This window comes from Bradyrhizobium sp. AUGA SZCCT0182 (assembly GCF_018130185.1).
GTDB lineage: Bacteria > Pseudomonadota > Alphaproteobacteria > Rhizobiales > Xanthobacteraceae > Bradyrhizobium.
This window is the reverse complement of the sequence record NZ_JAFCLY010000061.1, coordinates 21,311-40,809: the sequence shown is the minus strand read 5'-3', so window position 1 is coordinate 40,809 and position 19,499 is coordinate 21,311. Positions and strand designations below refer to the sequence as shown.

At 58.8% G+C, this 19,499-nt stretch carries 18 protein-coding genes, 1 tRNA gene and 1 pseudogene; 13 read left to right on the top strand and 7 right to left on the bottom strand.

Features of this window, described 5'->3' with window-relative positions:
• Position 1 precedes the first annotated feature (1 nt).
• The 3 genes from JQ611_RS37970 to JQ611_RS37960 form a co-directional block, all read right to left on the bottom strand.
• Positions 2-241 (bottom strand): hypothetical protein, encoded by a 240-nt coding sequence (locus tag JQ611_RS37970; protein ID WP_212038880.1) that lies wholly within the window; start codon positions 239-241, stop codon positions 2-4.
• Positions 242-354: 113 nt separating this feature from the next.
• Entirely contained in the window at positions 355-660 is a 306-nt protein-coding gene (locus JQ611_RS37965) for a hypothetical protein (RefSeq protein ID WP_212038881.1), read from the bottom strand.
• The gene (locus tag JQ611_RS37960) at positions 657-1,394 is read right to left on the bottom strand and encodes a DUF2092 domain-containing protein (RefSeq protein WP_249133783.1); all 738 of its coding nucleotides are present in this window, start codon (positions 1,392-1,394) and stop codon (positions 657-659) included. The genes JQ611_RS37965 and JQ611_RS37960 overlap by 4 nt, the downstream gene beginning before the upstream one ends.
• 307 nt (positions 1,395-1,701) lie before the next feature.
• Here JQ611_RS37960 and JQ611_RS37955 point away from each other — a divergent pair, with 307 nt between their 5' ends.
• From JQ611_RS37955 to JQ611_RS37940, 4 genes and pseudogenes are all read left to right on the top strand, one after another.
• A complete protein-coding gene (locus JQ611_RS37955; RefSeq protein WP_212468341.1) occupies positions 1,702-2,601 on the top strand; it encodes a helix-turn-helix domain-containing protein in 900 nt (299 codons plus the stop codon).
• 356 nt (positions 2,602-2,957) lie between these two features.
• Entirely contained in the window at positions 2,958-4,145 is a 1,188-nt protein-coding gene (locus JQ611_RS37950; protein ID WP_212038884.1) for an FIST signal transduction protein, read from the top strand.
• 712 nt (positions 4,146-4,857) lie between these two features.
• A pseudogene (locus JQ611_RS43200) lies at positions 4,858-5,742 on the top strand (sensor histidine kinase); the annotation flags it as partial.
• Positions 5,739-6,128: a response regulator gene (locus tag JQ611_RS37940; protein ID WP_212038886.1), complete on the top strand. Its 390-nt coding sequence runs from the start codon at positions 5,739-5,741 to the stop codon at positions 6,126-6,128. The pseudogene JQ611_RS43200 and the gene JQ611_RS37940, both read left to right, overlap by 4 nt.
• 352 nt (positions 6,129-6,480) lie before the next feature.
• Here JQ611_RS37940 and JQ611_RS37935 read toward each other — a convergent pair whose 3' ends face one another.
• Entirely contained in the window at positions 6,481-7,035 is a 555-nt protein-coding gene (locus tag JQ611_RS37935; protein ID WP_212038887.1) for a hypothetical protein, read from the bottom strand.
• Positions 7,036-7,611: 576 nt separating this feature from the next.
• On the opposite strand from JQ611_RS37935, the gene JQ611_RS37930 reads away from it, so the two are divergent.
• From JQ611_RS37930 to JQ611_RS37915, 4 genes are all read left to right on the top strand, one after another.
• On the top strand, positions 7,612-7,968 hold the full coding sequence (locus JQ611_RS37930) for a DUF3489 domain-containing protein (RefSeq protein ID WP_212038888.1): 357 nt from the start codon (positions 7,612-7,614) through the stop codon (positions 7,966-7,968).
• 4 nt (positions 7,969-7,972) lie between these two features.
• The gene (locus JQ611_RS37925) at positions 7,973-8,482 is read left to right on the top strand and encodes a DUF2924 domain-containing protein (protein ID WP_212468340.1); all 510 of its coding nucleotides are present in this window, start codon (positions 7,973-7,975) and stop codon (positions 8,480-8,482) included.
• Positions 8,479-10,098: a recombinase family protein gene (locus JQ611_RS37920; RefSeq protein WP_212468339.1), complete on the top strand. Its 1,620-nt coding sequence runs from the start codon at positions 8,479-8,481 to the stop codon at positions 10,096-10,098. Before JQ611_RS37925 ends, JQ611_RS37920 begins: the two co-directional genes overlap by 4 nt.
• A 146-nt stretch (positions 10,099-10,244) precedes the next feature.
• Positions 10,245-10,910 (top strand): isochorismatase family protein, encoded by a 666-nt coding sequence (locus JQ611_RS37915; protein WP_212038891.1) that lies wholly within the window; start codon positions 10,245-10,247, stop codon positions 10,908-10,910.
• A 313-nt stretch (positions 10,911-11,223) separates the two neighbouring features.
• Here JQ611_RS37915 and JQ611_RS37910 read toward each other — a convergent pair.
• Together JQ611_RS37910 and cpdR are read right to left on the bottom strand one after the other, a co-directional pair.
• Positions 11,224-11,298 (bottom strand) — tRNA-Val (locus JQ611_RS37910).
• A 128-nt stretch (positions 11,299-11,426) separates the two neighbouring features.
• Positions 11,427-11,786, bottom strand: a complete 360-nt coding sequence (cpdR, locus tag JQ611_RS37905; RefSeq protein ID WP_079542506.1) for a cell cycle two-component system response regulator CpdR — start codon at positions 11,784-11,786, stop codon at positions 11,427-11,429.
• Positions 11,787-12,113: 327 nt separating this feature from the next.
• Here cpdR and JQ611_RS37900 point away from each other — a divergent pair, with 327 nt between their 5' ends.
• The 5 genes from JQ611_RS37900 (at position 12,114) to JQ611_RS37880 (ending at position 18,342) form a co-directional block, all read left to right on the top strand.
• Positions 12,114-13,001 carry an N-formylglutamate amidohydrolase gene (locus JQ611_RS37900; protein ID WP_212468338.1) on the top strand — a complete coding sequence of 296 codons (888 nt, stop codon included), beginning with the start codon at positions 12,114-12,116 and terminating at the stop codon, positions 12,999-13,001.
• 569 nt (positions 13,002-13,570) lie between these two features.
• Entirely contained in the window at positions 13,571-14,350 is a 780-nt protein-coding gene (hisN, locus tag JQ611_RS37895; RefSeq protein WP_212269974.1) for a histidinol-phosphatase, read from the top strand.
• A gap of 148 nt (positions 14,351-14,498) precedes the next feature.
• Positions 14,499-15,026, top strand: a complete 528-nt coding sequence (locus JQ611_RS37890) for an isochorismatase family protein (protein ID WP_212468337.1) — start codon at positions 14,499-14,501, stop codon at positions 15,024-15,026.
• Positions 15,027-15,116: 90 nt separating this feature from the next.
• Positions 15,117-16,085, top strand: a complete 969-nt coding sequence (locus tag JQ611_RS37885) for a tripartite tricarboxylate transporter substrate binding protein (protein WP_212468336.1) — start codon at positions 15,117-15,119, stop codon at positions 16,083-16,085.
• Positions 16,086-16,650: 565 nt separating this feature from the next.
• Positions 16,651-18,342, top strand: a complete 1,692-nt coding sequence (locus JQ611_RS37880; protein WP_212468335.1) for a hypothetical protein — start codon at positions 16,651-16,653, stop codon at positions 18,340-18,342.
• A gap of 79 nt (positions 18,343-18,421) precedes the next feature.
• On the opposite strand, the gene corA is transcribed toward JQ611_RS37880, so the two are convergent.
• The gene (corA, locus tag JQ611_RS37875) at positions 18,422-19,387 is read right to left on the bottom strand and encodes a magnesium/cobalt transporter CorA (RefSeq protein WP_212269978.1); all 966 of its coding nucleotides are present in this window, start codon (positions 19,385-19,387) and stop codon (positions 18,422-18,424) included.
• Positions 19,388-19,499 lie beyond the last annotated feature (112 nt).

Here is a 19,499-nt window from a genome sequence, read left to right as displayed (position 1 = left end):
ATCAGCGTCGGCCTACGCGATTGACGGGACCGCCGCGATTCATCGGCGTTCCCACCCGACCGACGCCGGGGGCCACCACGGCGCGCGCGACCGGCCGCGCCACCAGCCGCACGCCGGGTCTTACAACGCAACCGGCCGGATAAGAGATGTACTGGCAGTAGACCACGGCACTGGCCGGTTCACTGCTTGCGACCGTGAACCCTGCGATTAGCAGCGCTGACAATGAAATCGATAGCTTCATCTTTGCCTCCTCCGTTCGGAAACTCGGAATGTTTTCCGTTGAGCCGAATGCTGGTCAGGAAGCCGCAGCGCTCCGGAGCGTTGCGGCTTCTGTCTCATCGTTTAGAAAACGTCTTACCGGCAGACTGTGACGATCCGTCCGTAAGCATCAGCGACTTGCGTGCATGCGGGCGCAACCACCATCGGTGCTGCCACGACCGCTGCTCCACCTACTGCCACCGCGCCGACCGCCACGGCCCGGCGCGTGGTCCGCCGCGCAACGCCGGCGTAACTCATTGGCGTTAGCGGACGGCCGATCCTGGCTTCGGCGGACGACACCATCGATGACTGTCCGTCGAGGGGCAGTTGACCTCCCCATAAAAGGGCGCCGGCGCCGAGGACGGTTGCGAACGACAGACGGAATAATGTTGTTCGGATCATTTCTTGTCTCCTGTCTTGGTGGTGCCCTGCGGGACTTCGTCGATATCGGAGAGATCGCCGAGCGCGATCTTCTTGAAGGATGGATCCGCCTTGAACGCAAAGGCGTCGGCCGCCACGTCGGTCTTCCATTCCTTGATCCGCAGGGTGTATTGCGGCGCTTCGCCGATGCCCTTGCTGGTAATCACGTACTTGCGCGGGATCGGCTTGGCACCGGATTCAATCCATATTTGCCAGTCTGTTTCTACGCTACGGAATGCGAGGTGGTCGCACTCTACGCCGTCGATGACCCCTTTGCCGATGACTGCGGCCTCAATCACGTCAGTCATCATGACATTGAAGACGTTGGTAAGGAGCAGGTCGGCGCCGGGCGCGACGACACCATGCTTTTCCCGGAGCACATCAATCAATTCCTCGGCGGTGCCGGCGGCCTCGATCTGGGCGTAATCCTTGCCGTCCTTGTTGTTGACGGTCAGCATCTTACCGTCGAACACGATCTCAACGTCGCGGTAGCCGCCCGTGCGGGTGGCCCGAAGCTTGTCCGGGCGGCTCAATTGCACCTGCCCAGAGCTAGTAAACTGGATTTTCTGCAGTTTTGACGTAATAACCTCGATATCGGAGTCGTACGTCACCGCGAGCGTTTTTTGGCTGGAAACATAGTCCGCCATACCCTTGAGCAGCTTTTCGGCGTCGCCGTTCTGTGCATTCGCAGCGGGGTTCAAGGAAACGGTCATCATGAGCGCTGCTCCGATCAAAATGCCGCATCGTGGTATTACTCGCTTCATCGCTTTCTCCCTTGGATACGTCAGCATCGGTGGCATTCATTATCGACAGTAGTCGGCGCCTTACGTCTACGCCAGTGATGTCACAGCGGGCGATGCGACTATCCGAATTCTGCAAAACGACCGACGAACTATCCGCTTTCTGCAAAATCTCGTGTAAGCTGGGTCCATACTTCAAGGTATTTGCATCATGTCGATTTCCCCCCCAAGGCCAACCTCCGGGCCTCAATTCGTCCGAGGGCGTTTCGATGATATCGACGCAATGGCGGCGAGCCCGCTCGCATGGAATCTGGAATACGAGCAGATTGGGCGTGGCCGCTTTCAGGGACAATTGACTCAACTGCTGATGGACCAGTTGCAATTGGCCCGTATCAGCTGGTCGCCCGGAGTACTGCAGAGCGGCAGTGCGCCCGCGGGTACTTGGGTTTTCGGACTGCCAATTTCAGCCGGGGGCTCATTGCACGTCAGACGCCGACCGGCGCGCGCTGGTGAACTTCTGGCTGCAACATCGCGCGACGATGTCGGCTTCACCGCAACGGGTCCAACCGAGATGATGGTCATCGTGCTGCCGACGCCGATGATTGATCGCTGGATCCAGACTCGGCGGGGAATCGACAGGTTCGATGTCAATCTTCCTTCGCCAAGGTGGCAAGTGACTGCTGCTGAGATGACCCGACGCGCGGGTTCGCTTGCCAGTCTCTTGCAAAGACTCCAGATGCAGCCGAACAGCTATCTTGGCGGACAAGGGTTGTCCCACGTAGAGTCTTGTATTCTTGACGTTGTCCTCAACATGATTCCGTCGGCGGAAATCATTGAGCCCTTGCACAGTCGCGCTCGCGTCGCGAGAGCGGTCCTCAAAATTTTTCATGAGCGGCTCGACGATCCGCCGACTATCACCGAACTTTGCCTGGCAGTCGGTTCAAAGGAGCGGACGCTTCATTTAAGTTGCGCGGAGGCTTTCGGGCGCCCGCCTGCAGCGTTGCTGGCCGAACTTCGGCTCAACGCCGCCCACCGCGCTTTATCGCGTCCAGGACAAGAGACAAACGTAACTGATGTGGCGGGGCTTTATGGCTTCACGCATCTCGGCCGGTTCGCGGAAATCTATCGCCGTCAATTCGCAGAGCTGCCCTCCGCAACACTATCCAGGACGCGAGGTGTCTAACCACGTCGCTTTGGGCCATTCGCGTCGTTTTGGCCGCCCGCAGATTAGTACCGGTCCAGCCTGTAGACATTTTCGGACTCGGTCGGCATGTCGCAAGCGTGCCGAACCGGACCTTGCCGGCCTCGGCTCGGGCTCAATCGTGGTTTGCGGCACGACCGCTTCGGTACAGCGTTCTTTTTCAGCCCGGCATCGCTTGTTCTCGGACATAAATCGCCCCCATTCCGGCAGGCCGCCCCCGATGGGAAAGCGGCCCGAAGTTTTGCGAAGAACCGCTAGTTAGATCTGGAGGTGCAGGGATATCCTGATACAAGCGAGGCTCGTCGATAAATGTCTTCGCCAATTGAAGGGTCACGCTGATGGGTACGAATGCCGGTGTCGGGATGAGCCATCATCGAAATCCGAAGGTAGCCGGACGCGAGGCCGCCGAGAGAGCATTGGCGGCGGCCGGGATCGACCGGCCCGACTTCGTCTTCATGTTTGCTTCCGTCGGATATGAACAGCGCGCACTCTTAGACGCCGTCCGCGCCGCCACCGGTAGTGCTCCACTCGCCGGCGGGTCCGGCGGGGGAGTCATCGCAGGTGTCGAAGCCGACGAGTCGAACTTCTCAGTAGCCGTGATGACCATCAGCTCCGATGAATTAAGTTTCAAAAACGCAATCGCCTCCGGCCTCAAGACCGATTCGGAAGCCGCGGGAAGGACCATCGCCCAGAACTTGGCTTGCGAGGTGCAGCCTGACACGCTTGGGCTGATCATGCTCGGAGACGGCTTGACCCTAAATTTTGACCGGTTCGCTGCAGGCCTAAAGAGTGAATTGCAGCTTGATCGTCACCTGCCTTTGTTTGGAGGTACGTCGGCCGATAACATGGAGTTTAAACAAACTTATCAATACTGCGACGATCAGATCACATCCGATGGTGTCGTGTGCGTTCTGCTGTCGGGATCAGCCCGGCTTGCTTGGTCGGTTAACCACGGCTGCCTCCCCATCGGCGGCGAACGTAAGGTGACTCGCTGCTCCGGCAACGTCATCTACGAGATCGACGGTATGCCAGTTCTCGACGTCCTAAAGGAATATCTCGTCGGTGATGAGATCGACAACTGGAGCAAGGCGGTCCTCAGTCTCTGCATGGCATTCAAAGCGCCCGAACAAATCAAGGGCTACGACGACTATTTGATCCGCTTCATGCCGACAAAAGATGACAAGGCGGGGTCAATCACAATTCCGACCGAAGTTGAAGAGGGTACGAGCATCTGGATGAGCCGGCGCGACCACGAAAAGATATCGGCTGGCGTCGAACGCATTGGCGAAGAAATCAAGTCGACTTTAGGAAATAGCGCGGCGAAAATGGTGTTTCAGTTCGACTGCATAGGCCGCGGGAAAGCCGTGTTCCGCGACCAGCAAAAAAGCCAAATACTGGAAAAGCTTCAGCAAAAAATTGGGCCCACCGTGCCATGGATAGGTCTCTACACCTATGGAGAGATTGGTCCGATAGGAGGACACGACTATTTCCACAACTACACCGCCGTAGTATTAGCAGTGTACTGAGTAGCCAATGTCCAGTACCGCTATAACTCCCGCGTCTCATGGAAAAACCGGTAGCGTGAGTGAGATTGATCGGCTCCGGATTGAAAACCAGCGCCTCTCTGATGAGGTCAAGCGCTTGGTGACAACCGAGGTTCAGCTCTACGAAGTGCAAGAGCATCTCGACGGTCAGATGAGCGCGTATCGCCAGCTCTACGAGCTTGGAAAGAAATTCAACTCAACCGTCGACCTTACTACGATCCTGCAGCTGGCCGCTCAATTCGTTTTATACGAACTAAATTTCGAGCGATGCCTCTTTCTTCTGAAGCAATCCGACGCGAACATCTTCTCCATCGAGACGATAGATGGATACTATGACGATGCAGAGAGTACCAGCATTGCCAAGCTGATACTCCCCACCGCCTCATTGGCGCTCGCACCACTTTATGCCGGCGTTGATCGGGTACTGTGTTTGCCCGATTGCCGCCGCAGCGAGCTGACCTCGCTGCGACGTCTCATCGGTATGGACGAGTACGTCGTCTTGCCGTTGGGCGGGGAACCGAAGAACCCAATTCGCTTGCTGGTCGCGGGAAATACGGCGGGGCAAGCGCCTTATCAGTGCCGGGTTGTCCAAGACGGTGAGGCCCTACTCGGACTAGCCAACCTAGTAAGCCAGACCTCTACCGCAATCAACAACGCGAGCTTCTACCAAGCGCTTGAATGGGAACGGGAGTCTCTCGAAGAGAAAGTCCGCGAACGTACGCGGGAACTCTCGCGATCGCTGGACGAATTGCGCACTGCGCAGGATCGGCTAATCCAAACCGAAAAGCTTGCCTCGCTAGGCCAACTCACCGCTGGCATCGCCCACGAAATCAAGAACCCGCTTAATTTCATCAATAATTTCTCCGCCTTGTCGGCGGAGCTGGTCGATGAACTAGGCGAGGTCCTCAAGCCCGCGCCATTGAACGACCTGATGCGCCAAGAAACTGACGAAATCGCAAAGCTGCTGAAGGGCAATCTTGAAAAAGTAGTGCAGCACGGCAAGCGCGCCGACTCTATCGTTAGGAATATGCTCATGCACTCGCGCGATGGCTCGGGTGAGCGGCGCGCTGTCGACATCAATACGCTTGTTGGCGAGAGCCTCAACCTCGCCTACCACGGCGCCCGCGTCGAGAAGCAGGGTTTTCAGATCAGGCTGGAAAAGGATTTCGATCCGGCCGCCGGCGAAGCCGAGCTGCTGTCGCAGGAGATCACGCGCGTGCTGCTCAACCTGATCTCGAACGGTTTCTATGCGGCAATGAAACGCAAGGCGGAAGATGGCGTCGCTTATGAGCCTGCGATTACCGCCGCGACCAGAAGCCTCGGTGACAGCGTCGAAATCCGGATTCGCGACAACGGCGCGGGCATTCCACCCGAGGTGAGGGAGAAAATGTTCAACCCATTCTTCACTACCAAACCGCCGGGCGAAGGCACCGGTCTCGGGCTGTCGTTGAGCTTCGACATCGTTGTCAAGCAACATGCCGGATTGATTGAGGTTGACACTCAACTCGGCAAATTCACGGAATTCAGGGTCGTCCTTCCGCGCTCCGCCCCCGCGGGCAAAGCTGAGGCTCATACGTGAATCCCGTTATACTCGTGGTCGATGATGAACCCGACGTCGAAGACCTGTTTCGCCAGCAATTTAGGCGCGACATCCGTGCCGGCCGCTTTACAATGGAGTTTGTGGGGTCGGGAGATAGCGCCCTTCAAAAAATCCGTGATGCCAATGCGGTGCCTTTGATCCTGATTTTGTCCGACATCAATATGCCCGGTATGAGCGGGCTTGAACTCCTGCCAAAAGCGAGAGCGTCACGACCGGATGTCCCGGTGATCATGATCACCGCCTACGGCGATAGCGACACCAGACGAAGAGCCTTGGAAGGAGGTGCAGAGGCCTTATTGACCAAACCAATCGACTTTACTGCGCTCCGTAGCGAAATAGATGGCCGTCTCAAGTCTGAACAGTAGTTCGATGTCCGCTTTGGGCGGGTCAAAAACGAAAGTATTCCCTCTCGAGCCGCATGTCCGTTCGACTCTCAGAGCAGGCATCGTCCAGGCTATACGCCCAGGTCTAGTTCGTGCCGTTAAAGCTTCGTGGTTGCAACCCGGCGCCTGAACGGCCGCTTTGCGCCAAAACGGAAAAACTGCGGCTGCTTCCTAAATAACTCCCCAGCTGCTCCCCGAAAGAACCTCGAAGGCAGTTTGCGCAGCAATTCAACAACTGTTTATGTGCGGGCTTAAACTTGAGAGGGTTCTCACCATTCGATGCGCTCGCGAGACCGACAGCCGGGCAAAAAACCGTACGGCCATCTTAAGCCAATTATTCCACTACCTTGGATAAATCACTTACCCGAACCAGGCCATCTTGGCTGGTGAATGTCAGCGTTTGGTCGGTGCTTTGTGCTTGGGCGATGCCGAAGATGCGATGGCTGCCGGTATCATAAATCTGGACGCGGCCATTATCGTTGATCACCAGTCGCCTATGAAACACGGCGTACCTTAAATCATTTTGTCCGCCGACTGCACTAGGCGTTCCCATACCTGCAGGCCACCAATCTGAATGCTTAGACCGGTAACTAGCCTCTACGGCTTCGCGGTTCCGGCCCCGAGACGCGGATGGTGCCTCTGCCACGACATAGGCCGCCAATTCCGTGCAGACGGCATCAAGCTTTGATTTGAGGGCATTGTTGAACATGTCGCCCACCATCGTCATACCGGGCGACCACTGCGACATACCGCCAAAGTCTGAATGTGAAAATTGCGCCATGCTGCCGCCGCTTGAACGAAGAGCGCGCAGGATTGTTCTGACGGCATCCGGCGAGATTGAGTGCCGGAGGGTAACTCGTGAGACAAAACTGTCTTCGTTCAACGACACGGCGGTTTCCTAAGTCCAACTCAAAGAATTAAGGCCATAAGGGCGTTACACCGGATGGCCTTCATTGGGACTGCCGGGGGTTCGATGCCGTCACCACGAAACTAATGCACCTAACCAATCGCGCGTTCCGGCTGTCCGCAAATATTTCAAGATGGTTGTCGCGTGTGTCAGCATCATTGGCCGAGAAAGCCACTGGCAAAGTGGTATTCTGAGAAACGACCGAGCCTGAATGTGCAAAGCGCAAGAAATTCGCTCTCTCAGGTGGGCAACTTGGGCTCTCGTGGCCGCTAACCCGCGGAAGTCGCGCGAGAAAACTTGATACGAAGTTTTCTCTCGTAATATCAATGACTTGCTGGCGGAGGAAGGGGGATTCGAACTTTTGATAGGGAAGTGAATTCGTGCCCCGCCGAGCAACTATCTTGCTCAGAATTGACTGGCTTTCGGCCGCGATCGGAGCGTTGCTGTGGCGACTTGGAGCGGCTCAGGCGCGCTTCGGGGTCTTGCCCTGCCGGCGGTTAGCTTAGGTGGGGCTGAGGTGGTGCGGCCCATGGCGTCGCGCAAACCTCGGAGGATCCCATGACGAAAGCCAAATCCAAGCCCAAAGCTGTTACCCGGTCGGCTGCGCGTAAAACCGCCAAGTCCAAGATGCGCGCCCGAGCCCCCGCCGCGCCTCCCAAGGCTGCAGGCCGGCCTGACACCAAGCACGCGCGCATCATCGCGATGCTGCGGGCACCCGCTGGTGCGACGATTGCTGCCATAGTGGCTACGACCGATTGGCAGCCGCATTCGGTGCGCGGCTTTCTCGCGGGTATTGTTCGCAAAAAGCTGCTCCTCAATCTGGTTGCCGAACAGACCGACAAAGGCCGGGTCTACCGCATCAAGGATGGAAAGGCTTCGTCCGTGGCTGCCGAGCGCGCGAAGCAGGCGGCGTGACTCAATGGGAGTGAATCGTCACAACGGTCGTACCTCGACCAAGGTTTCCATTGAAGACGAGATCGCGCATCTGCGCGGTCTCGATCTCAAAGTGCTCCGTTTACGGTGGCTAAGCGAATTTCAGAGACCGGCGGCCACACATCTGCCGCGGCATTTGCTTTTTACGATCATCGCTTATCGCATTCAGGTCGCTCGCCTCGGCGATCTAGATTCCGCAACCAAACAAGTGCTGGATCGGACCGAGCCGAAGGAGAGCGGAGCCGTTATGTCTGCGCGCCTTGTCAGTTTCGATCAAAAGCGGACCGAACTTACACCGGGTACCGTATTGACCCGGGAATGGGATCGTCGGTCGCAGCGGGTAATGGTGATGGCTGACGGTTTTGCCTGGAATGGTCAGACCTATGACAGTCTTTCCAAGGTGGCCTTCGCGATCACCGGGACAAGATGGAATGGTCCGCGTTTTTTTGGCTTAAGGGATAAAGAAGATCGGACGGCCGTAGGGGCTCGATCATGAAGTCTCCTTCGGTCAAGCCTGTCCGTTGTGCCATTTACACCCGCGTGTCCACGGAACAGGGACTGGATCAGGAGTTTAATTCGCTGGACGCTCAATACGAGGCGGCGTCAGCCTATATAGAAAGCCAAGCCCATGCGGGCTGGACTCTAATCCGGTCACGCTACGACGACGGCGGATATTCCGGTGGCTCGACCGATCGCCCCGACCTGCAACGGCTGCTGGACGATATTCGATCTCGGAAGGTCGACGTGATCGTCGTCTACAAGGTGGATCGCTTAACGAGGTCACTGGCGGACTTCGCGAAGCTGGTCGAACTGTTTGACGTGCACGGGGTGTCATTCGTCTCGGTTACTCAGCAATTCAACACCACAACTTCGATGGGTCGATTGACGCTCAACGTGCTTCTGTCCTTTGCCCAGTTCGAGCGAGAAGTCACGTCCGAACGCATCCGCGACAAGATCGCCGCCTCCAAACGAAAGGGGCTTTGGGTAGGTGGTCCCCTCCCCCTCGGCTACCAGATGAAAGATGGTAAGATCGCAGTCGTCGAGGACGAGGCTGAACGGGTCCGACTGATCTTCCGGCGTTACCTGGAACTCGGCGGTGTCAATGCCTTGGTGCGGGACCTTCGGGAGCGGAATATCCGCACGAAAACCCGCCTCCTGGCAACAGGCGCAACTCGTGGCGGCGTCCTCTTCGGCCGCGGCTCCCTGTTTTATCTACTGCGCAATCGCTTTTATGTCGGCGAGGTCAAATACAAGGATGAGATCCTGCCGGGCGAGCAGCCAGCAATCATGGACCACGCACTATTCGATGCGGTTCAGCAGAAGCTCACGGATCAATGGAGCACTCGATCTAAGATCCGGAACGCAAGCGATCATCTATTGACCGGCGTGCTGTTCGACGACGCTGGTCACCGTATGGTCCCAACCCACGCGACCAAGGCCGGCATCCGTTATCGTTACTACGCGTCATTGCCTCTCCTCCATGGCGAGTCGAAGACCGCATCGGTGGGATCGGTCTCACGCATTTCGGCCACCGGCATTGAAGCCATCATCGTCAAATCTCTCAACGAGCATCTCATCGCTCAAAAAGAGAAGCCGTCCACAAGCCCCACGAAGGTTGGAGATCGCTATGTCATCCTGGAACATGTCGCGCGCATCAACGTACATGAGAATCATCTGACGGTTCGATTGAGGCCAGGCGATGGAGAGGAAACACCCGACTTGGCAGACGGACGGTCGCTTTCAATTCCTTGGCAGAAACCGCCGTCCAGAAAGTCCCGGCAGATCCTTGTTCCACACGGTGTAGCTCCAAATGAAGTTCGTCCGACCCGGATCGAGCGACGCGCACGGCTTGTCAACGCTATCGCACGAGGCCGTCGTTGGCTTGACGAGATCGTGTCGGGCTCGGTGACCGACGTTCAGCAGATCGCAGCACGTCAAAAATGCAGCGTGCGTCAGGTCAATATGACGATCTCGCTCGCGTTCCTCGCGCCGAATCTCGTCAAGGCAGCGGTCGAAGGCCGTTTGCCGCGCGGCGTCGGGGTCGAGCGCCTTCGCGATGCCCCCGCCGAGTGGCGCCGGCAATTTCAGGTCCTCGGACTGAATCCAGGATAATCAGGCACCGGGGTCGCTTCGCATCCACCATAAAAGCTTAGTGTTGACCAATCGCAGAAGCATCGTACACTTCGTAAAAACAAGACCGGCCTTCGGCAAGCTTTAAAGCGCTTTGTAGCTTTCATCATCTGATTGGGAGATCACAAATGCCTTATCGAGTCGACCAAATTGATCCTAGCAAGACTGCGATGATCGTCGTCGACATGCAGAACGACTTCGTTGCTGAGGGGGCTGCGCTTAGGTCCGCGCAGGCAGCGGCAATGGTGCCTAGACTTGCCGCAACGCTGAAGTTCTGCCGTGAGAAGGGAATCCGTGTCGTCTATACCGCACACGTTCACCGGCGTGACGGCAGCGATATGGGGATGTACGACGACCTGTATCCGCCCATCGCGGATCGGTCTTGCCTGGTCGACGGAACGAAGGGCGTTGAGATTTTTGGCGACCTGGCGCCTGCGCCGGGCGAACACGTCATCAAGAAGCACCGCTACAGCGCCTTCTTCGCCACGGATCTCGACCTCGTCCTCCGGGAATGGGGAATCAAGACCGTTATCATTTCGGGTACGACTACCGAAAATTGCTGTCACGCTACTGCGCGCGACGCGATGTTCAACAATTATCAGGTCGTCTTCCTATCGGACGTGACCGGAACGTTCGATTATCCAGATGTAGGGCAGGGATCGCTGTCCGCAGAGGAAGTCCACCGTAGCACTTTGACCGTGCTGGCTTTCTCGACAGCCCATGTCATGACTGCTGACGAGTTCAAATCCCGCGTCACCGTTGTGGCCAATGCGGCCGCGAACAAGGCGGCTTGACCTGACGGCGCGGCGGAAAGAAGTACGGCCTCCATAAGCACACGCCACTTTGGTACAGCATCCAGAAAGAGCTACGGGCCGGCGCTTTCGCGTCCAAAAGACTCCAGTATTCCGCGGACAACGAGCGCATTGGCCCGTGGAAATCCCGCCGCCGGGAACGGAATTTTTGAACGCGGAGACTGGACTCTACAATAGGCCCATGAGACCGCCAGTTTCTCCGGAGACCGAAAAAACCAAACAATGCCGTCAAAAATTCCGGCAGAAACCGACTCTTTCCGAGCGAGGACGGTTTCGCCGGTTTAGGACGACTGAATGGTGGGCGCGACAGGGATCGAACCTGTGACCCCTACCATGTCAAGGTAGTGCTCTCCCGCTGAGCTACGCGCCCTAGATTGGGATGACCATCCCGCTCCAGCTTTGATCGTATTGGGTGCGGTCCGTATATCGGCTCCAAAGCGCCCCCGCAAGGACGCTTCTGGGTAATTTCCGGTGTGATTTCGAGCTAAATAGTCCGAATCAGGCCGCCAGCATCTTGTTCACTTCGCTGACCAATTCGCGAAGATGGACCGGTTTGGACAGCACCTTGGCGTTTTTCGGGGCTTCCGAATCGGAATTCAGCGCAACGGCCGCGAAGCCGGTGATGAACATGATCTTGATATCAGGGTCGAGTTCCGAGGCGCGGCGCGCCAGTTCGATGCCGTCCATTTCGGGCATCACGATATCGGTCAGCAGCATCTCGAACGGCTCCTCGCGCAGCCGCTGATAGGCGGACAGGCCGTTATCATGGGGCGAGACCTGAAATCCGGCGTTTTCCAGCGCCTTGACCAGGAAGCGGCGCATGTCGTTGTCGTCTTCGGCGAGGAGGATTTTGTGCATGGCGCTGTCGTCGAATCCGGCTTGGAGGGTCAGTCCGCACACTAAGCCCGACAGACGGTAAAGATCGGGTGAAAGGCAGCAGTGTGCAGCTCACGGAGAGCGGCGCTATTTCTGTACCGGAACGCGCCAGAGATCAATCAAGGCAGGCGTTTTCCGCATTTGAGATGTGTTCCAGCACCATTGCGGCTTTTTTCACTTGGCAGAATGATTGTGATTACCGACAATGCGTTCTCATAAAATCTCTGGTTTTCCGGCAGAATCGGTTGCTCTATCGATTGTCTTGATCGACTGCTTGGGAAGCACGGATCCAAGGGACGGCGCCCGACGATGACCCAGTTTGATGGCGAACTGTCGCCTCCGTTCGAGATCGTGGAGCCGGCCAGCTGGCGGGCGCCGATCATCTTCAATTCCCCGCATTCCGGCTCGGTCTATCCGCTGGAATTCCTCAACGCCTCCCGGATCGATCTGGCAGCATTGCGCCGCTCCGAGGATTCGTTCATGGACGAACTGATCGTCGATTTGAGCGATCGCGGTTTTCCGACGGTGCGGGTCAATTTTCCGCGCTCCTATGTCGACGTGAACCGCGAGCCCTATGAGCTCGATCCGCGCATGTTCACCGGCCGGCTGCCGAGCTTTGCCAATACCCGCTCGATGCGGGTCGCCGGCGGCCTCGGCACCATCCCGCGCGTGGTCGGCGACGGGCAGGAGATTTACCGCGAGCGGCTCAATGTCGATGAGGCGCTGGGCCGGATCGAGGCGCTCTACAAGCCCTACCACCGCGCATTGCGGCGGCTGATCAACAAGGCGCATCAGGCGTTCGGCACCGTGACCCTGGTGGATTGCCACTCGATGCCGTCGATCGGCGTGTCGCGCGACGAGCCGCGGCGGCCCGATATCGTGATCGGCGACCGCTACGGCACCAGCTGCGCCGCACTGCTGCCCGACGTCGTCGAGGACGTCATGAGCGGGCTCGGCTATTCGATCGGCCGCAACAAGCCTTATGCCGGCGGATTCATCACCGAGCATTACGGCAACCCGGCAAGCGGATTGCACACCGTGCAGCTCGAACTCAACCGCGCGATCTATATGGATGAACGCCGCCGCGAGCGCTCACCGCGCTTTGCGCAGGTGGCGGCCGATTTCTCTGTTCTGGCCGACGCGCTGGCCACCGTGCCGCTCGGCGACCTCGGGCCGTTCCAGGCCGCGGCGGAGTAATCCATCTCTCCGTCATTCCGGGGCGCGAAGCGAACCCGGAATCTCGAGCTTCCGGGTTCACGCTTCGCACGCCCTCAGATGCGCAACTGCGCATCGGGGAATGACGGCAAGAAAAAAGGGCCGCTTGAATGAACAAGCGGCCCAAGTCTAGGGAGGAAACGCCCAAGGAGGGCAGCGATAGGGCGAGGCCCTACCGCACCGCAACAATATGCGGCCGCGCTGCACAAAACGCAAGTCCTTTCGAAACTTTCCCAGCGTAATCCCGGCGAGGCTGGCCGTTATGCAACAGGTCAGTTAAATACTATTTTTCTTCTTATATTCAATGTCTTACGGAGAAACTTCCGTGGGAACCCGGTGTTACGGAGCGGCCACAATTCACAAATCTCGATGTTGTGAATAGCCGTGTCACCAAAAATGCATGCCTAAACGAAGCCGATTCGAAACCCCAAAGGGGGCCCTGAGTCGGATGAGATGGGAATAACATTCCGTTAATCGTGCGCCCATCGCAGGATTGAGCTAGGCAAGAACGCGAACGCTTGAACACCCCTCCGCCCTTTCAAGGAACTGCCGTGACGGTCATCGATTTCACAGCCTTTATCGGCCGCCTTGCAACCGCCTCCGGCGAAACCATTCTGCCGTTCTTTCGGACCTCGCTTTCGATCGACAACAAGAGCGCCAAGGATTTCGATCCCGTCACCGAGGCCGACCGCGCCGCCGAGGCTGTCATGCGCCGGCTGATCAAGGGCAACTTTCCCCAGCACGGCATCGTCGGCGAGGAATTCGGCAACGAGCAGGAAAACGCCGAATATGTCTGGGTGCTCGATCCCATCGACGGCACCAAATCCTTCATCGCGGGTTTTCCGATCTGGGGCACGCTGATCGCCCTGATGCACCGCGGCACGCCGGTGTTCGGGATGATGCACCAGCCATATATCGGCGAGCGTTTTTCCGGCGACAGCGGCTCGGCGCATTATTCCGGCCCCTCCGGCGAACGGAAGCTGTCCGTGCGGCGCTGCGCCTCGCTGGCGGACGCGACTTCCTACACGACAAGCCCGCTATTGATGAACGCCGCCGACCGGGCCGCCTTCGGCCGGGTCGAAGAGGCGGTGAAGCTGACGCGCTATGGCGGCGATTGCTATTCCTACTGCATGCTGGCGGCCGGTCATCTCGACCTCGTGGTCGAGACCGAGCTGAAGCCCTATGACATCGCGGCCCTGATCCCGATCATCACCGGCGCCGGCGGCATCGTTACCACCTGGGACGGCAAGCCCGCCCAAAGCGGCGGCCGCATCATCGCCGCCGGCGACGCCCGCGTGCATGAAGCGGCGATGAAACTACTCAACAGCTAGCGCATTCTTTAAAAGACGATCTTCGGGCAAACGCCTGGTGTTGACCCCGGGAAAACCGGTTCCACCCCGCATCAAGTGCGGGGCAGGTTCTTTCCTCGGGACAAACCGTTTGCCCGGCGATCATGCTCCCGGCCACGGAAGGCATCGCATGGACGCACTGCTGATCGTGGACATGCAGGTCGGGCTGCGGAGCGGCGATCCCAAGCACGATCTGCCAGGGGTCATCGACCGCATCAACCGCCTTGCCGCCAGCGTGCGCGCGCAGTCCGGCATGGTCATCTTCATTCAGCACTGCGGCGACAGCGGCGACGATTTCGAACCGCAATCGCCGGGCTGGGCGCTGCTTCCCGAACTTGTCAGGGATCCCGCCGATGTCGTCGTTCAGAAGAGCATGAACGACCCCTTCGCCGGCGCCGAGCTGCAGGCCCGCCTCGGCAGGATCGCGCCCGACCGCGTACTGGTGACCGGCTGGGCCACCGATCTGTGCGTCGATGCCACCGTCCGATCCGCCGTCTCGAACCAGCACAACGTCGTCGTAGTGACCGATGCCCACACCTTGAGCGACCGCCCCCACCTCGATGCAGCCAGCGTCATGCGGCATCATCATTGGGTCTGGTGCAATCTCATTTCCCAAAAGCCCGTCCGCCTCGCGGCCACCGACGAACTCGTGCCTTGACCGCAGCGATGTCTTAACCCGCCGGACAAAAAATCTGCTATAAGCACGCAACGCGACAGACGCTTTAGACATCTGCGCAGGGAGGCTTGCATGAGGATTTGGGGCGCGCTGGCGGCCGGATTGTCGCTACTGCTATTGCCGGCCGCGGGCACGGCACAGGATTTTCCAACCAAACCAATCAAACTGATCGTGCCGTTCCCACCTGGCGGGCCGAACGACATCATCGCCCGCGTGGTCGGCCAGCGCATGTCGGAACTGGTCAAGCAGCCGATCGTGATTGAAAATCGCAGCGGACAGGCCGGGGTGCTGGGCACCGACGCGGTCGCGAAAGCCGCACCCGACGGCTACACCATCGGCATCACCAGCGCGAGCTCGCTCGTCATCAACCCGTCGCTGGAAAAAATGCCCTACGACGTGCGGAAGGACCTCGCACCGGTCACGCTTGTGGTGACCGTGCCGGAAATGCTGGTCGTGGCCAGCAACGTTCCCGCCAACAACATGGCCGAACTCATTGCCCTCGCCAAGGCGCAGCCCGGCAAGCTCAATTTTGCCTCCGCCGGCGTCGGCGGCCTGCCGCATCTGGCCGGCGAGCTGTTCAAGCTGACCGCAAAACTCGACATCGTGCATGTGCCCTATCGCGGCGCGGCGCCGGCCATCAACGACCTGCTCGGCCAGCAGGTGCAGATGACGTTCCTCGACCTGCCGGTGATCCTGCCGCATATCAAGGCGGGCTCCCTGAAGCCAATTGCACTGGGCTCCCCCACGCGCGCGCCGACCGCGCCCGATGTGCCGACGACGGCGGAAGTCGGCATGCCCGATCTGTTGATCGAAAACTGGTACGGCATGATCGCGCCAGGAGGCACGCCCGAGAAGATCGTCGCCGAGTTGAACCGCATCGCCAACGAGGCGATGGCCGATCCCAGCGTCAAGGCAAAACTGGCCGATCAGGGCCTCACGGTTGCCGGCGACACGCCGGAGCATTTCCGCGGCTTCATCGACTCAGAAATCAAGAAGTGGTCGAAGGTAATCAAGGACGCGGGCCTCGAGACGGCGAAGTAATTCTCTCCAGGCGCAATTCTCTTCAAGAACGGCGCTGTGCTCACGCCTTGCGGCCCCTTTCGCTTCCGCGCGGGAGGGCCAAAATGACGCCGCAACGAAATCCTCGTGGTGCCTCCGCCAACACGGGGCGTAGCGGCTAGTATCGCGCGCGGATCAGACAGCTGCTCACCTGCCGGTCGCAGTAGAGCATGCATTTGTTCTGATGCCCTCGCCAGTCACCGCCCCCACCGGTGGGGTTGGCACATCTGCCAACGCAATTTGCGGCTCGATCCTCACATCGCGAGGCTGTCAGTGCTTCTGCCTGTGCATTGAGGAGCATTCCGGTGCCTATGAGGGTGATCGCAAAGAAAAGGTGCCGTGTCATGGTCTGACCTCCTGAGAAAGGCATGAGACGCTCGCCAGCCTACTCCTTTCGAGAATGTCGTCTATTGGCCATTGCGTCATCCCCGCTGCAATGCGGAATTGGCGTCGCGCTTGCAGCGTGCGACAGCAACGCGGACAATGCCGGTGCTTTTGCGGTATGGTTCTGCATTGAGGCCTCCAACCCGAATGTCGAGGACGTGCCATGGTGTCGCAAACGATCGGCGGGCTGGACTCCAAAGCGCGCCTGGCATCGGACCCGATCGAATCCACACCGCTGGTGCGCACGTTCCACCAGATCCTGCTCTGGCCGCTCCAACTGCTGCCGCTGAAGGAAGGCTCGCAAATCCATCATCACTGGGAGCTCCTCGAGAAGGGGGCCGGCGGGGTCTGGAAGGAAGTGGATGATGAATTCTGCGCCGATCCCGACGCCTTCCAGGAACGGCACTATCGCGAATTCGTGACATTCCTGCCCTATGTGCAGCGTCTTCTCTACGGCGAAGGCGCAAAACGCCGCTCCATGGCCGCCTACGGTGAATCCCCGATAAAGGCTTATCGCCGGACCGACGTGGCAGCGGTGCGGATCCTTTTCCCCGACCGGGTCACACCTGTTGTCTTCGATGTCCGGCATGTCGATCTTTACTTCTTCTATGACGTCGACCTTGTCATTCTGGCCGTCGAAGTGTCCGGCTCCGACCTGCCGCTCGACGTGGTGCAGGACACCCTGCACCGGTTCGGCCGCGCCTATCCTGCGGGCTGGACCGCAGAGGGAGACGGCATCAACTGCCCCCGCAAGGTGGAATGGCTGGCGGCAGACGGGCGCGTGCTCGCGGTGTCGGACTACGAGGACCGAAAGCAGTATCTGGCATCGGTGTGTCGCGAGCGGGCGCCGCCGCTCGCGGCGCACTGGCAATATCTGCTCAACCCGATGGCGGCCCATCACTCCGATCAGGCGGGAGCGCTGCGGTTCCGCCACCTCGAATATTATCGCATGCCTTTGATGGCTTATCTCGCCGTCGAACATCCGGAGCAGCTGACGCGGGCGGACTTCGCCCGGCTTGCGTACGCGAACGCGCCCGGCGACCGGCACGCGCTGCCCTACTCCGAGAAATATCTGGCGAGCTTCGAAGAAAACCATTGCTACGACAGGTACTATGACGAATCGCAATCCGACGCCCGGCTGCGCACGCGCGTGATGTGTTGCGATCACGCGTTCCTCATCGTCGGCGACGCCGCGAGGCCCGTATTCCTGGATGCGGAGCGCGGCGTTCTTGGCCAGTTCCGTCATCAGTTCTTTCTGCTGGCGCTGATCGCGCACATGCACAAGGGCGCGTTGCTGATGATGTCCGACCGCCTGGTGCACGCTGTCACGCGCCTCAATATCGAGCAGCAGGAAACCGTGCGACGATTCCGCGCCGAGATCAGGGGCCTGCTCGAAATATTCCATCGCTTCACCCACCGCTACTGGTTTCACGATGTATCGGAGCACGTGCAGACGCGCGAGGTGTTCCATGCCCTCGTCAAACATCTCGGCACCGATCGCCTGTACATCGAGATTCGGGAAGAGTTGAAGGACATGGGCGCCTATCTCGACAGCGATCTGCTGCGTCGCCAGTCGAACATCTTCCTCAGGCTGACCGTCGTGACCATGATCGGCCTGATCGGCACCACCACGACAGGCTTCCTCGGCATGAGCAGCCTGATCGCCGCAACCGACCATCATCTCGCGGCAAAGGCAATTTACGTAGCCGTAACGGCAGCCGCTTTCGCCGCGCTCACGCTCTATACGCTGGCAAAGTCGCAACGCATTGCGGGTTTCCTCGATGCGCTGACCAACGAACGATTGCCGCTGCGAACGAAGGCCGAAGCACTGCTGGATATCTGGCGCAGGAAGTGATGACGGTTGCCAGGTTCGCTACGCCAGGTTGGGCGCCGCAGATCAATTGCCACCGACTCGGGCGGGCCACGAACTCGTATCAGAGCCATCGAGCGCGTTTGAAACGCACATAAAGCACCGCGCAAAGCAGGGCGATAACGCCGACGACGACAAAGTAGCCGTATTGCGTCTTCAACTCGGGCATGTTTTCGAAATTCATGCCGTAGATCCCGGCGATCGCGGTGGGCACGGCCAAGATCGCGGCCCACGCGGCCAACTGCCGCGTAATCGCGCTCTGACGCTGCTGCTCCAATAGATTGCTCACTTCGAAAACCGAAGTCAGCACGTCTCGCAACGAGTTCACCATCGCTTCGACCCGCCGCACGTGGTCCAGGACGTCCTGGAAATAGGGACGGGCGTTGGCATCGAGGCACGGTGTCTCAAGGTGTACGAGCCGGCCGCAGACCTCCATCATGGGGCCGATAATTCGCTGAAAGCGGATCAGTTCCTGGCGCAGCCCAAAGAGCCGTTTGACGTCTGCGCGACTGAGGAAGCTGTCGAGCGCGCTCTGCTCCATCTTGAGAACGTGTTCCTCGATCGTCTCGATCACCGGCAGGTATCCATCAACGATAAAGTCGAGGATGGCGTGCAAGACATAATCCGGACCATGGTCCAGCAAGCTGGGAGCCGCTTCGAGTTGGGCGCGCAGTTCGCTGTGCGCCCGAGCCGAGCCATGCCGAACTGTAATGATAAAATTCTTTCCGACAAAAATCGCTGTTTCGCCATGGGCGATGTGATCCTGCTCAAGATGAGCCGTGCGCGTCATGACAAACAGCTGGTCGCCGTAGACGTCAACTTTCGGCAGTTGGTTTGCCTTGAACGCATCCTCGATCGCGAGCGGATGAAGCCCGTAGTTCTTCTCGAGTTGCTCAAGCTCTCGTTTCGAAGGCTCGAATAGCCCGATCCAGACAAACTCGGACTTGCCCTTGCAATCGATGGGCTCATCCAGCGAAACGGCTTTGACATTCTTGCCATGACGGTACAGGTGGGCTGCCACAACGCTCACAACGAGCTTCCTCCGAACATGATGAGCGGGTGCACACCCTACCACATAAATTGCCCGGACAATTCTTGTGGCAGCATAGCTGCGCCTGCATCACGCCCTCGGATTGGCTCGC

Excerpts from the sequence above, each read along its gene's own strand:
- JQ611_RS37920 (WP_212468339.1), top strand. The coding sequence starts at position 8,479 with ATGAAGTCTCCTTCGGTCAAGCCTGTCCGTTGTGCCATTTACACCCGC.
- JQ611_RS37915 (WP_212038891.1), top strand. The coding sequence starts at position 10,245 with ATGCCTTATCGAGTCGACCAAATTGATCCTAGCAAGACTGCGATGATC.
- JQ611_RS37930 (WP_212038888.1), top strand. The coding sequence starts at position 7,612 with ATGACGAAAGCCAAATCCAAGCCCAAAGCTGTTACCCGGTCGGCTGCG.
- JQ611_RS37885 (WP_212468336.1), top strand. The coding sequence starts at position 15,117 with ATGAGGATTTGGGGCGCGCTGGCGGCCGGATTGTCGCTACTGCTATTG.
- JQ611_RS37880 (WP_212468335.1), top strand. The coding sequence starts at position 16,651 with ATGGTGTCGCAAACGATCGGCGGGCTGGACTCCAAAGCGCGCCTGGCA.
- JQ611_RS37960 (WP_249133783.1), bottom strand. The coding sequence starts at position 1,394 with ATGATGACCGTTTCCTTGAACCCCGCTGCGAATGCACAGAACGGCGAC.
- JQ611_RS37970 (WP_212038880.1), bottom strand. The coding sequence starts at position 241 with ATGAAGCTATCGATTTCATTGTCAGCGCTGCTAATCGCAGGGTTCACG.
- cpdR (WP_079542506.1), bottom strand. The coding sequence starts at position 11,786 with ATGCACAAAATCCTCCTCGCCGAAGACGACAACGACATGCGCCGCTTC.
- JQ611_RS37925 (WP_212468340.1), top strand. The coding sequence starts at position 7,973 with ATGGGAGTGAATCGTCACAACGGTCGTACCTCGACCAAGGTTTCCATT.
- JQ611_RS37950 (WP_212038884.1), top strand. The coding sequence starts at position 2,958 with ATGGGTACGAATGCCGGTGTCGGGATGAGCCATCATCGAAATCCGAAG.
- JQ611_RS37890 (WP_212468337.1), top strand. The coding sequence starts at position 14,499 with ATGGACGCACTGCTGATCGTGGACATGCAGGTCGGGCTGCGGAGCGGC.
- JQ611_RS37955 (WP_212468341.1), top strand. The coding sequence starts at position 1,702 with ATGGCGGCGAGCCCGCTCGCATGGAATCTGGAATACGAGCAGATTGGG.
- JQ611_RS37965 (WP_212038881.1), bottom strand. The coding sequence starts at position 660 with ATGATCCGAACAACATTATTCCGTCTGTCGTTCGCAACCGTCCTCGGC.
- JQ611_RS37900 (WP_212468338.1), top strand. The coding sequence starts at position 12,114 with ATGACCCAGTTTGATGGCGAACTGTCGCCTCCGTTCGAGATCGTGGAG.